A 15,315-nucleotide genomic window follows, 5' to 3' on the forward strand; every position below is an offset into this window, starting at 1 on the left:
GAGGGCGGAGGGTTAATTGCCCCGCCCCGCCCGCTCGCGCACCGTGTTTACCGCCGATCCGGGCGCCGGCATGGCGCCGAACCAGCGCTTGTGAATGGCGGAAAGCGTGCCGTCCTGCTTGATCTGCGACAGCGCGGCATCGAGCGGTTCGGTGAGCGGCGAGCCTCGCGGGAGCGTCAGGGTATAGCGCTCATAGGTGGACTGGCGCTGCACCACCGCGAGCTCGGGCGCATCGAGCAGCCGGTACATCAGCGCCGGCATGTCGCCGAAATAGGCGTCGATCTTGCCCTCATGGAGCCACTGCACCGCCTGATCGAGCCCTCGGGCGGGCACGATCTGGCTGAAGCCGTAGCGCGCGCTATGGGTGACCAGCCATTTCTCATTCGTCGATCCGGCCTCCGCGCTCACCGTCCTGCCGATGAGATCCGCCAGCGTGCGGATATGGGAGGACGTGAGCACGACCATGCCCTGGGACGTGTCGTAATAGGTCTGGGTGGTATCGAACCGCTTTTCCCTCTCCGGCGTCAGCGAGATCGAGCACATCGCGACATCGATCTGGCCGTCCTCGAGAGCGGGAAACAGGTCGCGGAACGCCATCGGCACGAATTCGACCGACCGCCCCATCCGGTCGGCGGCAGCCTTGATCATGTCCACCTCGAAGCCGACGAGCGTGCCGGCCTGGTCATGGAATTCCCACGGCTTGTTGTCGGGAAAGGTGCCGACCCGCAGCTTGCCAGCCGTCGCCGGCGCGGACCCGGCCGGCTGCGCGAGCGCCGGCAGCAGCGGCACGCCGGCCCCGATCAGAATCCACACTCCCACCAACAGGAGCAGGCGTAGTGTCGCGATCACGGTGTCTCCCACGCGTCAGGGTGATTGACGGCATGTCCGTTGAACCCGATGCTGATCTCATCGCACAGTCAGCCCGGCCGGTCACCCTCCAATGTCCCATGGTCTCTATCTTATGACCGCCCTCGCGGGCGCTCTTTACGTGCTGGCCCCCGGGCCGGCCTTCCTCGCGCTGTTCTCGCTCGCGGCCACGCGCGGGCGCGGTGCCGGTGCCCGATTCGTTGGCGGGCATCTGGTGGGCGACGTGTTCTGGACCGCCCTGGCCTTCGCCGCCATCATCGGCGTCAATCAGCTGGGTCCGCTTTTGTTCGACCTGCTGGGCATCGCCTGCGGGCTTTATCTGTGCTGGCTGGGAGTCAAGGCGGTGATGTCGCGCGGCGACGCACTGCCGCCGGTCGGTGCCAGCCGGCCGCTGATGACCGGCATCATGTTCGGGCTGACCAACCCGAAGGCCTACCCGGTCTCCGTCGCCATGTTCACCGCGCTGACCGCGCATTACGCCAGCGGCCTGTCATGGCAGGCGGCGCCGCAGCTTCTGGCGTCGGCGCTGGCCGGCTTCATCCTGGCGGACATCCTGCTCGTCTGGGCGGCGGGGCTGTCCCCGGTACGGCGCTTCTTCCTGCGCCACGGCACCGCCATTACCCGAGTGGTGGGGTTGATGTTCATCGCATTCGGCGCCAAATCGCTCATCGATGCCGGTCGTGGCATCGCCGCGCGTTCCTGACGCCGAAACGGACCTACATGCATGTTTGAAGCCCGGTTCCAGACCTTCGCCGATTCGGCCGCCCCCTCGCTCGGCACCGCCCGGCTCAAGCTGCTGCGCGCGGAACTGGAGCGGCGCGGGCTGGACGGCCTCATCGTTCCGCGCGCCGACGCGCACCAGAACGAATATGTCCCGCCCTGCGACGAGCGCCTGGCCTGGCTCACCGGTTTCACCGGCTCGGCCGGCGTGGCGCTGGTGCTGCGCGAGGAGGCGGCCATCGTCGTCGACGGGCGCTATACGCTGCAGGCCGCGAACCAGGTCGACACCCAGTCCTTCGACGTGGTTCCCCTCGCCGAAACCAGCCCGGAGCGCTGGCTGGAGACGCACCTGCCGGCCGGCGCGCGCTTCGGCTACGATCCCTGGCTGGTGACGGCGAGCGGGCTTTCGAAGCTGCAGAAGGCGGCCACGGCGGTTGACGCCGTGCTGGTGGCGGTCGACAGCAACCCGATCGACGCCGTGTGGGAGGATCGCCCGCCCGTTCCCACCGGCCCGGTCGAGCTGCGCGATCCCGCCCTCGCCGGCGAGAGCACCGAGGACAAGCTCGCCCGCATCCGTGCCGCGCTGGCCGAGCAGAGGCTCGACGCGCTCGTGCTCTCCGACCCCCACGCGGTGGCCTGGACCTTCAACATCCGCGGCAGCGACGTCGCCTTCACGCCATTGCCGCTGTCCTGGGCCATCATTCCGCGCGAGGGGCAGGCGAGCCTGTTCATCGACGGGTGCAAGCTGTCCAATGCCACGCGCCACGCCCTCGCCCATCATGCCGAGATCCTCGAACCGGTGCTTCTCGACCGCGCCATCGATCTGGCGGCGTCCGGCGGGGCCGTGGTGCGGCTCGATCAGGCGACCGCCCCGGCGCTGTTCGCCGCGCGCATCGAGGCCGCCGGCGGCAAGGTTTCGAACGGCCCCAGCCCGATCGCGCTGATGCAGGCGGCGAAGAACGAGGCCGAACTGTCGGGCATGCGCGCGGCGCATCTGCGCGACGGCGCCGCGCTCGCCCGCTTTCTCGCCTGGTTCGATGCCGAGGCTTACAAGGGCGGCCTCACCGAGATCGACGCGGTGGCGGCGCTGGAAACCTTCCGCCGCGACACCGGGGCGCTCAAGGACGTGTCCTTCCCCACCATCGCCGGGGCCGGCCCCAATGGCGCGATCGTGCACTACCGCGTCAGCGAGGCCACCAACCGCCCGATCCGTGCCGGCGAACTGTTCCTCATCGATTCCGGCGCCCAGTATGAGGACGGCACCACCGACGTCACCCGCACCCTCATCGTTGGCGAGCCCAGCGCGGAAATGCGCGACCGCTTCACCCGCGTGCTGAAGGGCCACATCGCCATTGCCCGCGCCGTGTTTCCCGCCGGCACGTCCGGGGCGCAACTCGACCCCCTCGCCCGGCAGTTTCTGTGGGCGGCCGGCCTCGACTTCGACCACGGCACCGGCCATGGCGTGGGCGCCTATCTCTCGGTCCATGAGGGTCCGGCGCGGATTTCCAAGCTCGGCACGGTGCCGCTGGCGCGCGGCATGGTGCTCTCCAACGAGCCCGGCTACTACAAGACCGGCGCGTTCGGCATCCGGCTGGAGAACCTCCTGATCGTCGCCGAGCCCCCGGCGATCGAGGGCGCGGAGAAGCCCCTGCTGGGATTCGAGACACTGACGCTGGCCCCGTTCGACCGCCGCGTCATCGACCTCGCCCTGCTCACCCCCGACGAGATCTCCTGGCTCGACGCCTATCACGCGCGGGTGCGGGCCGAGATCGGCCCGCTGGTCGACGGCCCGACCCGCGCCTGGCTGGAGGCGGCAACCGCCCCGCTCGCCGGCTGAGCCGACGGCCCCATCGGTGTTAATATACGCACCGACGGAACGATTATTCCGGCGTCGCGTTACCATCCCGACCAATGTATCGGGGCAGACGGAGACGCCGGATGACCACTATTCTTCTTGTGATTCTTATTCTTATCCTCATCGGCGCCTTGCCGAACTGGGGTTACAGTCGCAGCTGGGGCTACGGCCCGAGCGGCATCGTGACGATTTTGCTTGTCGTGCTCGTCATCATGATGCTGACCGGCCGGCTCTGACCAAGCCGCCGACAGTATTCGCCGACCGGGTCTGACCAGCCCGGATTAAAAAAAGGGCCGTCGCATCTCCCCCGCGGCGGCCCTTTTCATGTCTGCGCGGGCCTGGCGTGCCCGAACTGGCCCTGGGCCCCGCGTCGGGCGCGCAGTCTTACAAAACCGCCCGGCGGCAAGGCCCTTCCCCAGCCGGTCCGCCTCAGCCCTGTGCCAGCGCCAGCCATTCGTCCTCGGTGAGCACCGCGACGCCCAGATCGCGGGCTTTGGTGAGCTTGGAGCCGGCATCCGCCCCGGCCACGACATAGTCGGTCTTCTTCGACACCGAGCCAGCCACCTTGGCGCCTAGCCGCTCGGCCATGGCCTTGGCCTCGTCGCGGGTCATCTTCTCCAGCGATCCGGTAAACACCACCGTCTTGCCCGCCACGGCGCCGGCTGCCACCGGCGGCTCCATCGGCTCGGGGGTCACCTCCCTCAGCAGCGCGTCGAGCGCGGCCTCGTTGTTGGGCTCGGTGAAGAAATCGACCACCGCCTCGGCGACGACCGCGCCGATGCCCTCGGTGGCGACCAGTTCCTGCCAGATCTCATTGCCCTTTGGGTAATCGCCGGGCCTGTCCTTGGGGTCCGGCATGATCGCGGCCTTTGCGGCCTCCCGCAGCGCCTCGATGGTGCCGTAGTGCCGCATCAGCCGCTTGGCGTTGGTCTCCCCGACATGGCGGATGCCCAGCGCGTACAGAAAGCGGTTCACCGGCACCGTCCGCCGCGCGGCGATGGCGGCGAACAGGTTCTTCGCCGAGGTCTCGCCCCAGCCCTCGCGATTCTTCAGCCGCGTCAGCTCGCCGGGCGCGGAATCGCGTGCCTCCAGCGTGAAGATGTCCGCCGGCTGCTTCACCAGCCCGGCATCATAGAACGCCTGCACCTGCTTTTCGCCGAGCCCCTCGATGTCGAAGGCGTTGCGGGAGACGAAATGGCGAATGCGCTCCACCGCCTGCGCCGAGCAGATCAGTCCGCCGGTGCAGCGGCGCACCGATTCCCCCTCCTCGCGTACCGCGTGGGAGCCGCAGACCGGGCAGGTCTGCGGGAAGGTGAATTTCTGCGTGCCCTCGGGCCGGCGGTCCAGCACCACGTCGACGACCTGCGGGATCACATCGCCCGCGCGCTGGATCGTCACCCAGTCGCCAACCCGGATATCCGCCTCGCGGAAGCGCTCGCCCCGGCTGTTGAGGCCGGCGATGTAGTCTTCATTGTGCAGCGAGGCGTTGGAGACCACCACGCCGCCCACGGTGATCGGCGTCAATTTGGCCACCGGCGTCAGCGCGCCGGTGCGCCCGACCTGGATGTCGATCGCCTCAAGCTGCGTCACCGCGCGTTCGGCGGGAAATTTATGCGCCAGCGCCCAGCGCGGCGAGCGCGAGACGAAGCCGAGCCGCTGCTGCAGCGCCAGGCTGTCCACCTTGTAGACCACCCCGTCAATGTCGTAGCCCAGCGCGGCGCGCTGGTCCTCGATGGCGTGGTAATGCGCCAGCAGCTCGGCGGCGGAATGGCATTGTACGGTCAGAGGATTGGTCGGCAGGCCCCAGCGCTTGAAGGCCTCGATCACGCCATGCTGGGTGTCGGCCGGCAGGCCGCCCGCCGAGACCTCGCCCCAGGCATAAGCGAAGAATTTCAGCGGCCGGCTGGCCGTGATCTTCGGATCGAGCTGGCGCAGGCTTCCCGCCGCCGCGTTGCGCGGATTGGCGAAGAGCGGGCGGCCGGCCTCCTGCTGGCGCTCGTTCAGCGCCGCGAAATCGGCATGGCCCATATAGACCTCGCCGCGCACCTCGAACACGTCGGGAATCTCGAACATGTCGCGGCCGGAAAGCTGCGCGGGTATCTCGCTTATGGTGCGCACATTGGCGGTGACGTCCTCGCCCTCAAAACCATCGCCACGCGTGGCGGCACTGACCAGCAGGCCCTTCTGGTAGCGCAGCGAGCAGGACAGGCCGTCAATCTTCGGCTCGGCGGTCAGCACGATATCGGCCTCCGCTCCGAGATTGAGGAAGCGGCGGATGCGGGCGACGAATTCCTCGACATCCTCGTCGGCAAAGGCATTGCCGAGCGAGAGCATCGGCACGTTGTGCCGGATCTTGGCAAATTTGGCCGAGGGCGCCGCGCCGACTTTCTCCGACAGGCTTTCGACGTCGCGCAGTTCCGGGAACGCAGCCTCGATCGCCTCATAGCGTCGGCGCAGTGCGTCATAATCGGCGTCGGAGACGCTCGGGGCGTCGTCCTGATAGTAGCGCCTGTCGTGGCCGGCGATCTCCTCGCCGAGCCGGGCATGTTCACGGGCCGCCTCGTCGGCGGTCAGGCGGGCGACGTCGATGTCGGGCGTGCTGGCGTTCATGGGCGCTATCTAGCGGATTCGGCGCTTCTGAGCAGCCGCTCCGCCGCCGCCCGCGCTTCCGAGGTGATCTCGGCGCCGGACAGCATGCGGGCGATCTCCTCGCGGCGGTGGTCCGGGGCGAGCGGGGCGACGCTGGTCGCGACGCGGTCCTGTTCGGCCACCATCTCCTTGGCGATGCGGAAATGATTGCCCGCCCGCGCCGCCACCTGGGGGGCGTGGGTCACCGCCACCACCTGCGCGCGGGTGGCAAGGCGAGCAAGCCGGGCGCCGATGGCATCCGCCACCGCCCCCCCGACGCCGGTGTCGATTTCGTCGAAGACAAGGGTCGGCGCCGACCCCTTGTCGGCCAGCACCACCTTCAGCGCGAGCAGGAAACGGGCAAGCTCGCCGCCGGAGGCGACCTTCATCATCGGGCCGGGGCGCGTGCCGGGGTTGGTCTGCACCCAGAACTCGATCCGATCGTACCCATCGGCCTGACCGTCCGCCTCATCGCACTGACACTCCGTGATGAAGCGCGCCCGTTCCAGCTTCAGCGGGCCAAGCTCCGCATTCACCGCCGCATCGAGCGCGGCGGCGGCAAGCTGGCGGCGGGCGGAGAGATCGCGCGAGGCGCTTCGGTACGCCGCCTCGCTCTCCGCCGCGCGCGCATCCAGCGTTCTCAGCAGCTCCGCGCCATGATCGAGCGCGTCGAGATTGTCGGCGAAGCGGGCGGCGACCGCCGGTAAGTCCTCGACCATGCAGGCATATTTGCGTGCGGCGGCGCGCAGCGCGAACAGCCGTTCCTCGATGCGCTCCAGTTCATGGGAATCGAAATCGGCCTCGCGCAAGGCGTCGTCGAGATGGCCACGGGCAAGTTCCAGCGCGTTGAGCGCGGCGTCGATCGCCTCCACCGCCGGGCGCACCAGCTTCTCCGCCTCCCCCGCGCGCCGTTCCAGCCGGCGCACGGCGGCGGCCAGGCCGGGAATCGGCGAGGCCGCGCCCCCGACAGCCTCCTGGGCGTCGCTCAGATCAGAGGCGATCTTCTCGAAACGCATCATCTCCGCGCGGCGCCCGGCCAGCCTTTCCTCTTCGCCGGGCTCCGGGGCAAGGGCGTTAAGCTCTTCCACCGCATGGCGAATATAGTCCGCCTCCTTGGCCGCCTCGTCGAGCCGCGCCTTCTCCTCGGCCGCCGCCTTGCGCGCCTGCCGCCAGTGCCGCCATAGCTGCCCGACCTCCTCGCAAAGGCCGCCGAGCCCGCCATAGGCATCCAGAAGCGCGCGATGGGAGGTGGCGTCGACCAGCGCCCGGTCGTCATGCTGGCCGTGGATCTCCACCAGCCGCCGCCCGACGCTGCGCAACATCTGCGCACTTACCGACTGGTCGTTGACGAAAGCCCGCGTCCGCCCATCGCCATGCTGCACCCGCCGCAGCACAAGCGAGCCGTCATCATCGATTCCAGCATCGGCCAGAAGGGCGCGCACCGGATGATCGGCCGGGATGTCGAACTCCGCCGTCACCTGCCCCTGCGCCGCCCCCTGGCGCACCAGCGAGCCGTCGCCACGTCCGCCCAGAGCCAGGGTGAAGGCGTCAAGCAGGATCGACTTGCCGGCGCCGGTCTCGCCGGTCAGCACGGTCAAGCCGGGCAAGAAGGAAAGGTCGAGCCGCTCTATAAGGACGATGTCCCTGATCGACAGGGCGGCCAGCATGCGTGACGCTCCACAACGAATCCGCAGGGTACGGCGAGCGCGCCCTTTCTAGCAGGTTGGAGGCGCGCGCGCACCGGTGTTCTTCTTCTGTTCGAAAAAAGCGCGCTGAGGCGCGCCTGCACCGCTCAGCCGAGGCCAATGCCCTTGAACGCCTTGGCAATCCACGACTTCTCGTTGAGCTTCGGGTCGACGCCACGGGACTGGACCAGCTTGTAGGCGTCCTTGTACCAGGAACTCTCCGGGAAATTGTAGCCCAGGACGGCCGCCGAGGTCTGCGCCTCGCTGATCACACCAAGCGCCATATAGGCCTCGGTCAGCCGGTACAGCGCCTCCTCGACATGGCGCGTGGTCTGATAGCGCGTCACCACGACCTTGAAGCGGTTGATGGCGCCGGCGTAATTGCGCTGCTCAAGATAGTAGCGCCCGACCATCATCTCCTTGCCGGCGATCTGGTCGCGGGCAATCTCAAGTTTCTTCTTCGCGCTGACGGCATATTCGGAATCGGGGTACTTGCGCACCACGTCCTCCAGCGCGTCGATGGCCCGCTGCGTACGGGTCTGGTCGCGGGAGATATCCGGGATCTGGTCGTAATAGGACGACGCCATCAGGAACTGCGCATAGGCGGCATCGGCCGAGCCGGGATGCAGAGCCAGATAGCGCCGCGAAGCCGCGATGCACTCGTCGTAATTTCCCAGAGAGTAGTTGATGTAGGCGATCATGAGGATCGATTTGCGCGCCAGCTCCGAATAGGGGTGCTGCCGGTCGACATCCTCGAAGCGACGCATCGCCTCGGCGTAGTCTTGCTTCTCCATGAGGGTCAGGCCCTCATTGTAGCGCTGCTCGGCCGGGACGTCCGGGTAGATCTTTTCTTCCTTGTCGGTGTCGAACATGCCCGCGCAACCGCTGAGGCTGGCGCCGACGACAACCAGCCCGACAAGACGCAGTGCGAGGATGCCGGCGACACGCGCGCGCCGAGCCCGGTCCCGAGCGGCGGTGTTCGCGGGACGGGAGGAGGAGAGAAGACGCATCACAGATGTCGATCCCGATCTTGTCGATGTCGCCCGGCCGGCGCACCACTAGGCGCTACTGCCGCTTTCCGACCGCATTATGGCGGCGCATAGGCTGAGCGCTACGTCAGAGCACGTTCAAACACATCACCGGCGCGGAGCCCGGCTTTGCCTGCCCTATATGGGGCAATGCCACGCTGCCGCGCAACCCGCGCCAAGGAGGCCTGAATAATCTGGAAAAGGCTCAAAGTTCCGGAGCGTAGGCCGGGACGGCAACCGCGGCGATGCCCGAGGTGCCACGCACCGTGCGCTGGGCCGGAAGGCGCGCCTCGACGATCTCGTAAGCCGAACGATCCGAAAGCAACGCATCGACCACAGCGAAATTCAACTTGTGACCACCGCGATAGGAGCGGTAGCGCGCCATCATCGGCAGGCCACCGAGCGCCAGATCGCCAACAGCATCCAGCGCCTTATGACGCACGAACTCGTCGGCATAGCGCAGGCCCGTCGTGTTCATGATGCCGTCGTCGCCGACGCAAATGGTGTTGTCGAGCGAGGCGCCGAGGGCATAACCGGCCTGCCACAGGCGTTCGACATCCGAGACGAAGCCGAACGTGCGGGCGCGGGCCAGATCCTTGCGGAACACATCCGGCGACAGAGTGGCGGCATAACGCTGGCGCCCGATCGCAGCATGCTGAAAATCAATCTCGACTTCCAGCCGGAAGCCGACGTCATAAGGAGAAAGCTCGCCGAAGCCGCTCTCGGTCTCGATGCGCACCGGCTTCAGCACCCGCAGATAACGCCGCGCCGCGCCGGTCTCGACGATGCCCGCCTCGTCCACTGCGGCAACGAATTCCTCCGCGCTGCCATCAAGGATCGGCACTTCCGGCCCGTCGATCTCGACGCGCGCATTATCGATGCCAAGGCCGGCGAAACAGGCCAGCAGATGCTCGACGGTGGAGACGGCCGGGCCGCTCGAATCACGCAACACGGTGGCGAGATCGCTGCCGCGTACGGCACTGCGGCAGGCGCGAACAGACTGGGACGAATCGGAACGATGGAAGACGATGCCGCTATCGGCTTCGGCGGGAGCGAGGCTCAACCGCGCCAACTTGCCGGAATGAACGCCGACCCCCGAGAGGGCGACGCAATCAGCAAGAGTGGTCTGCCTTACAGCATTCATTCCGGACCCCAAGAACGGACACGATACGCCGCCCGCTCCCCCATTCCCAAAAACAACAAAGTTGATTGCCATTAACCTTCAGGGAGCCGAATCCCTTAGCCACGGCTTATCGTTGCCCGGACATTATCGACGCTCCTGCGCGGCGCCAACTCACTCTTGATTACCGTCTGTTACTGTTGCCTCGCTGCCGCAGTAGGCACAAAATTCCTTTATATTCAATGAACTACACCCGGGTCTCGCGACCCGGGTGCTGCAGTGCGCCATCGATTTGTTACACGCTGGCATTCCAGCCCGCCGAGGCGTCAGCCCTGGCGGCGCAGGAAGGCCGGAATGTCGAGGTGATCATCCTCGGCCGGACGTGCGGCGACGGGCCGGCCGTGGGCATCCATCGGACGCTGCGGAGCCGGACGCTTGGCAAATTCGGAGTTCTCCGGACGGCGTTCGGTAAGGGCGCGCGGCTCGGCCTGAGGTGCGCGACGCACCACCGGGCGCATGTCGGACGGGGGATCAACCTCGTCTTCCTCGTCGCTGTGGCGGCCAAGGCCGACATTGGCAAGCCGCTGGAGGAGCGTCATGCGCTTCTTCTCGGCATGATGATGCTCGGTCGGCTCACCGCGAGCGGCGCGGATCTGGTTCTGCGCCGGGACGGGAAGCTCGTCGACACGCGGCATGCGCGGCGCAGGACGTTCGGCCTGGGGAGGAATGAAGGGCTCGAGCGTCTCGTCCTCATAGGCAGCCTCGCTGACGGCCGGGGCCTCCTGCTCGGCATAGAGCGCGGGCTTGGGTGCCAGCGGACGGATGGTGACCTCGTCGATCGCCGCGGCGTGAGTCGCATGGTCCGGCTCGCCATAGACATGGTCGTCCATGCCGGGCGCGGCGAAAGCGGTCTCATAACCTTCCGCCGCCTCGGCACCGTAGGCGTCGTCTTCCTCGCTGAGCGCGGTCGCAACCGAACGCAGCGCGGCGTCACGGCGCGCCTCGACGGCGGCGCGACCGGCATTGGACATGCGGCGTCCACCGAGATCGGCAAGGTTGGAGAAGCTGTGCGGAATCTGCTCGGGAATCACCGCCGGGTCGATCCCGGTCGCGACCACCGAGACGCGAATCAGGCCTTCCAGCGTCTCGTCGAAGGTAGCACCGAGGATGATGTTGGCGTCCGGATCCACTTCCTCGCGGATGCGGGTCGCCGCCTCGTCCACCTCAAACAGGGTGAGGTCCTTGCCGCCCGTGATGGAAATCAGCAGGCCACGGGCGCCGCGCATCGACACCTCGTCGAGCAGCGGGTTGGCGATCGCCGCCTCCGCGGCATGCAGGGCGCGCTTCTCGCCGGAAGCCTCGCCGGTGCCCATCATCGCCTTGCCCATCTCGCGCATGACGGCGCGAACATCGGCGAAGTCGAGGTTGATAAGGCCTTCCTTGACCATCAGGTCGGTGATGCAGGCGACGCCCGAATACAGCACCTGATCCGCCATCGCGAAGGCGTCGGCGAAGGTGGTCTTCTCGTTCGCAACCCGGAACAGGTTCTGGTTCGGGATGACGATGAGGGTGTCGACGCCCTTCTGCAGTTCGGCGATGCCCATTTCGCCGATGCGCATGCGGCGCTGCCCTTCAAAATGGAAGGGTTTCGTCACCACGCCGACCGTGAGAATGCCGAGCTCACGGGCGGCGCGGGCGATAACCGGCGCGGCGCCGCTTCCCGTGCCACCGCCCATGCCGGCGGTGATGAACACCATGTGTGCGCCGGCGAGATGATCGCGGATCTCGTCGAGAGCTTCTTCAGCGGCGGCGCGGCCCACTTCGGGCTGCGAGCCGGCACCCAGTCCTTCGGTCACCGCAACGCCCATCTGGACGATACGCTCGGCCTTCGAGAGGGTGAGCGCCTGCGCGTCCGTATTGGCGACGACGAAGTCGACGCCGCACAGGCCGGCCGTGATCATGTTGTTCACCGCGTTGCCACCGGCGCCACCGACGCCGAAGACGGTGATCCGGGGGCGCAGTTCGCGGATGTCAGGTGCCTGGAGATTGATGGTCATTGCTGTTGTCCCCTAACGCCGGCGGGCCCTCGTCCCGTCTCGATCACTGTGGTGCCGGTTCCGCCGGCGCGGATTGAATGGAACACGTCAGAAGGCCTCCCGCAGCCAGTGGCCGACGCGCGAGAAGTACCCGTTGCCCTCCGCTTGGGAGAGACGGCGGCGACGGGCCTCGAAGTGTTCGAGCCCCGCAACCTGCGGATAGACGAGCAGCCCGGTGGCCACGGCGAAGCTCGCGCCGCGTGCCGCTTCAGGCAGCTTGGAAATGCCGAGCGGGCGCCCGATGCGCACCTGCCCGCCCATGATCTTGCCAACCAGCTCGGCATGACCCGTGAGCTGGGCGGCACCGCCCGTGAGAACGATGCGGCGCCCGGCGCCGGCGGCATGGCCGGAGGCGACCAGACGGTCGCGCACCAGCTCGATGACCTCTTCGACGCGCGGACGAATGATCCGCAGAAGCTGCGACTTCGGGATCACCCGCGGCAGATCGTGATGATCGTCCGCGATCGGCGGCACGGTAAGCATCTCGCGCTCATCGGCGCTGATGGAAAGAACCCCACCATGCAGGCTCTTCAGCCGCTCCGCATCGGCAAGACGGGTGGAAAGCCCCCGGGCGACGTCGTTCGTGACGTGCTGGCCGCCGACGGCAATGCCGTCCACATGCACGCAATGCCCGTTCTCGACCACCGAGACCGTCGTGGTTCCCGCACCGAAATCGATCAGGGTCACACCGAGCTCGGCTTCGTCGTCGGCCAAGGTCGACAGCGCGGCTGCATAAGGCGCGGCAACGGTTGCTTCGACGCCAAGATGGCAGCGCTCGATGCAGAGCAGAAGATTGCGCACCGCCGCCCCGTCGGCGGTAATGACGTGAAGGTCGACGCCGAGGCGGCGCCCAAGCATGCCGCGCGGCTCACCAATGCCGGAGGCGCCGTCCAGAGCATAGCCCACCGGAAGCGCGTGCAGGATGGTGCGCCCCTGGCCCACCGCGAAGGTCGAGGCGGCGTCGAGCACTCGGCGGATGTCACCCTCGGCGACGGCCGGCTCGGGCAGATCCACCTCGGCCGCGAAATGTTCGGAGGAGAGCCGCCCGCCAGCCATCGACACCACGACGGAAGCGATCTGGGCGCCGGCCATCCGTTCAGCGGCGTCCACCGCGCGGCGAATGGCGTATTCGGCGCGCTCCATGTCGATCACCGCGCCGCCCTTGATGCCGTGGGCGCTCGTGTGACCGATGCCGAGCACTTCGACCGAGTGGGTGCGGCGCCGCAGGCTCGTGGCCGCGTCACGCGGCTTGAGCCGGGCGATGACACACACGATCTTCGATGTACCGATATCGAGCACGCCGACCACGCCGCTTCGGCGCGGCGCCAGAGGGCGCATCTTGGGAGCAATCTCGAAATGCGGCCGCATCATGTGCTGCCTCCCTTCTTCGCCTTGGCCTGGGCCTTGATGTCGGCCTGACGGGCTTCGTATGCGGCGTCGGAGAGGCGGACGGTCACGCGGTCGGGCAAGCGCAGGTCAATGATCGTCACGTCGCGGCTCAGAAGCTGCTTGTCGCGATCGAGGACGGCAAGCTCCTCAAGCGCGTCGCCGAGCCCCTGCTCTGGCAGCCGAACATCGACGCCGTTGCGCATCTTGAGGGTCCAGCGCCGGTCGGCGACGCGAATGGCGGCACGCACCTGGTCACGCACGCCCGGCACGAGGCTGAGCGCATCGACGATGTCGACGACATGGGTCTGTGCGCCGTCACCGACCACGATCGGCAGGCGGATGTAGCGCGGGTCGTCGGAATAGGGGGCGATGATCGTGCCGTCGCGGGCGATGACGTTGATCTTGCCGTCCTTCTGCCAGAGCGCGAAACCCTCGCGCTCGACGATCTGAATGTCGAGCCGGTCCGGATACAGCTTCTGCACCGTGGCGCGCTTGATCCAGGCAAGTTCTTCAAGTCGCGTGCGGGCGGCCTCGGCATCCAGGAAGGGCAGCGAGGAGGTCGGCTTCACGCCCGCCGTTGCGAGAATCTCACCCGGCGAGACGTGATTCTGGCCGACGAGGTTCACATTGGTGATGCGGAAACCCATGAAGTTCGCGCCCGCGTCGGCGACGTCGCGGGCGGTCTCAATGGCGGCGGGCATGTGCCCGCCCTGCTGGAGGCCGTAAGCACCGGTGGCGGCGAAAAGCAGTGCCACCAGCCAGGTGCCGGAGCCGCAGGTCACGACGCGGGAGGCGGAGAGACCGACGAAGAACCGGCGGGAATTGATGATTGCCCGGTCGACGATTCGCGTGCGGCCGGGAGCTCCCGTGCCGGCGGTCGTCGTGGCAGCGGAAGGCGCCGCCTGGGAGCCACGCCCCCGCGCACCGTTTCGCCCCGAATCCGTAGATGCCAAGCCAGCGCGCCGACCCTCAGGCATCTTCTGCCTGGGGTTTAGCGGTCGAGCGAGGCGTCCTCCACCATCCATCTTATCAGCTCACCGAACGAATAGCCTGCGTAGGCAGCCAGTTCGGGCACAAGCGACGTCTCAGTCATTCCGGGCTGGGTGTTCACCTCCAGACAGACCAAACCGGATTCGTCCCCGGTTCGGTCGTCATAGCGGAAATCCGACCTACTAATGCCCCGACAGCCGAGCGCACGATGCGCCTTCACCGCTAACATCCGTACCTTTTGGTAAATATTCGGTAAAATTTGTGCCGGGAGAATGTGACGCGAGCCGCCGGGAGCGTATTTTGCTTCGTAATCATAGAACCTTAGATCGGACTGAATTTCGATGACGTCCAGCGCCTGATCGCCCATTACGGCGCAGGTGAGCTCCAGTCCGGGGATGTAGGTCTCGGCCAGCAAATCATCGCCGAGGTTCCAATCCGTTCGATGCAGCTCCTGCGGAGGATGCTCCTGATCCTCGCGGATGATGAACACACCGACGGAAGATCCTTCCCGAACCGGCTTGAGCACGTAGGGGCGCGGCAGAACATGCGCGCGCGCCGCCTCGGCCCGCGTCACGACGCGCCCCTCGGGGACCTGTATGCCATTGCTCGCGAGGATGATCTTGGCCTGGGCCTTGTCCATCGCCAGCGCCGAGGCGAGCACGCCCGAATGGGTGTAGGGAATTTGCAGCACCTCGAGGATGCCCTGGATCGTGCCATCCTCACCCGGCCGGCCATGCAGCGTGTTGAGCGCCACATCGGGCTTGAGCGCCCTCAGCACCTCGGCGATGTCACGGCCCACATCAACGCGCGTGACGCGGTAGCCGACGCTCTCGGCCGCCTTCGCGCAGGCCTCTCCTGAGCGCAGCGACACCTCGCGCTCCGCCGACCAGCCGCCCATAAGGACGGCGACATGCTTAGCCATGGATCTTCTCCTCGT

12 protein-coding genes are annotated in these 15,315 nt (G+C 67.2%); 3 read left to right on the forward strand and 9 right to left on the reverse strand.

The window, feature by feature from the left end; translation table 11 throughout:
• Window positions 1-12 precede the first annotated feature (12 nt).
• The gene (locus G3A50_RS06750) at window positions 13-849 is read right to left on the reverse strand and encodes a substrate-binding periplasmic protein (protein ID WP_163074533.1); all 837 of its coding nucleotides are present in this window, start codon (window positions 847-849) and stop codon (window positions 13-15) included.
• Between the two features lie 112 nt (window positions 850-961).
• On the opposite strand from G3A50_RS06750, the gene G3A50_RS06755 reads away from it, so the two are divergent.
• The 3 genes from G3A50_RS06755 (at window position 962) to G3A50_RS06765 (ending at window position 3,678) form a co-directional block, all read left to right on the forward strand.
• Complete coding sequence (locus G3A50_RS06755; protein ID WP_246252200.1) at window positions 962-1,570, forward strand: LysE family translocator; 609 nt, start codon at window positions 962-964, stop codon at window positions 1,568-1,570.
• 21 nt (window positions 1,571-1,591) lie between these two features.
• Window positions 1,592-3,424, forward strand: coding sequence for an aminopeptidase P family protein (locus G3A50_RS06760; protein ID WP_163074535.1), 1,833 nt, complete (start codon window positions 1,592-1,594; stop codon window positions 3,422-3,424).
• 101 nt (window positions 3,425-3,525) lie between these two features.
• Window positions 3,526-3,678 (forward strand): DUF3309 domain-containing protein, encoded by a 153-nt coding sequence (locus G3A50_RS06765; RefSeq protein WP_163074536.1) that lies wholly within the window; start codon window positions 3,526-3,528, stop codon window positions 3,676-3,678.
• Window positions 3,679-3,871: 193 nt separating this feature from the next.
• On the opposite strand, the gene ligA is transcribed toward G3A50_RS06765, so the two are convergent.
• From ligA to G3A50_RS06805, 8 genes are all read right to left on the reverse strand, one after another.
• On the reverse strand, window positions 3,872-6,052 hold the full coding sequence (gene ligA / locus G3A50_RS06770) for an NAD-dependent DNA ligase LigA (protein ID WP_163074537.1): 2,181 nt from the start codon (window positions 6,050-6,052) through the stop codon (window positions 3,872-3,874).
• 5 nt (window positions 6,053-6,057) lie between these two features.
• Window positions 6,058-7,737 carry a DNA repair protein RecN gene (gene recN / locus G3A50_RS06775; RefSeq protein WP_163074538.1) on the reverse strand — a complete coding sequence of 560 codons (1,680 nt, stop codon included), beginning with the start codon at window positions 7,735-7,737 and terminating at the stop codon, window positions 6,058-6,060.
• Between the two features lie 125 nt (window positions 7,738-7,862).
• Window positions 7,863-8,765 (reverse strand): outer membrane protein assembly factor BamD, encoded by a 903-nt coding sequence (locus tag G3A50_RS06780; RefSeq protein WP_163077385.1) that lies wholly within the window; start codon window positions 8,763-8,765, stop codon window positions 7,863-7,865.
• A 223-nt stretch (window positions 8,766-8,988) separates the two neighbouring features.
• Complete coding sequence (gene lpxC, locus G3A50_RS06785) at window positions 8,989-9,927, reverse strand: UDP-3-O-acyl-N-acetylglucosamine deacetylase (protein WP_163074539.1); 939 nt, start codon at window positions 9,925-9,927, stop codon at window positions 8,989-8,991.
• A gap of 302 nt (window positions 9,928-10,229) precedes the next feature.
• Entirely contained in the window at window positions 10,230-11,960 is a 1,731-nt protein-coding gene (gene ftsZ / locus G3A50_RS06790) for a cell division protein FtsZ (protein WP_163074540.1), read from the reverse strand.
• An 87-nt stretch (window positions 11,961-12,047) separates the two neighbouring features.
• The gene (gene ftsA, locus G3A50_RS06795; RefSeq protein WP_210255280.1) at window positions 12,048-13,367 is read right to left on the reverse strand and encodes a cell division protein FtsA; all 1,320 of its coding nucleotides are present in this window, start codon (window positions 13,365-13,367) and stop codon (window positions 12,048-12,050) included.
• A complete protein-coding gene (locus G3A50_RS06800; RefSeq protein ID WP_246252201.1) occupies window positions 13,367-14,341 on the reverse strand; it encodes a cell division protein FtsQ/DivIB in 975 nt (324 codons plus the stop codon). The genes ftsA and G3A50_RS06800 overlap by 1 nt, the downstream gene beginning before the upstream one ends.
• A 38-nt stretch (window positions 14,342-14,379) precedes the next feature.
• Window positions 14,380-15,300 (reverse strand): D-alanine--D-alanine ligase, encoded by a 921-nt coding sequence (locus G3A50_RS06805; protein ID WP_163074542.1) that lies wholly within the window; start codon window positions 15,298-15,300, stop codon window positions 14,380-14,382.
• Between the last annotated feature and the right edge of the window lie 15 nt (window positions 15,301-15,315).

Source organism: Ancylobacter pratisalsi (genome assembly GCF_010669125.1).
Lineage (GTDB): Bacteria > Pseudomonadota > Alphaproteobacteria > Rhizobiales > Xanthobacteraceae > Ancylobacter > Ancylobacter pratisalsi.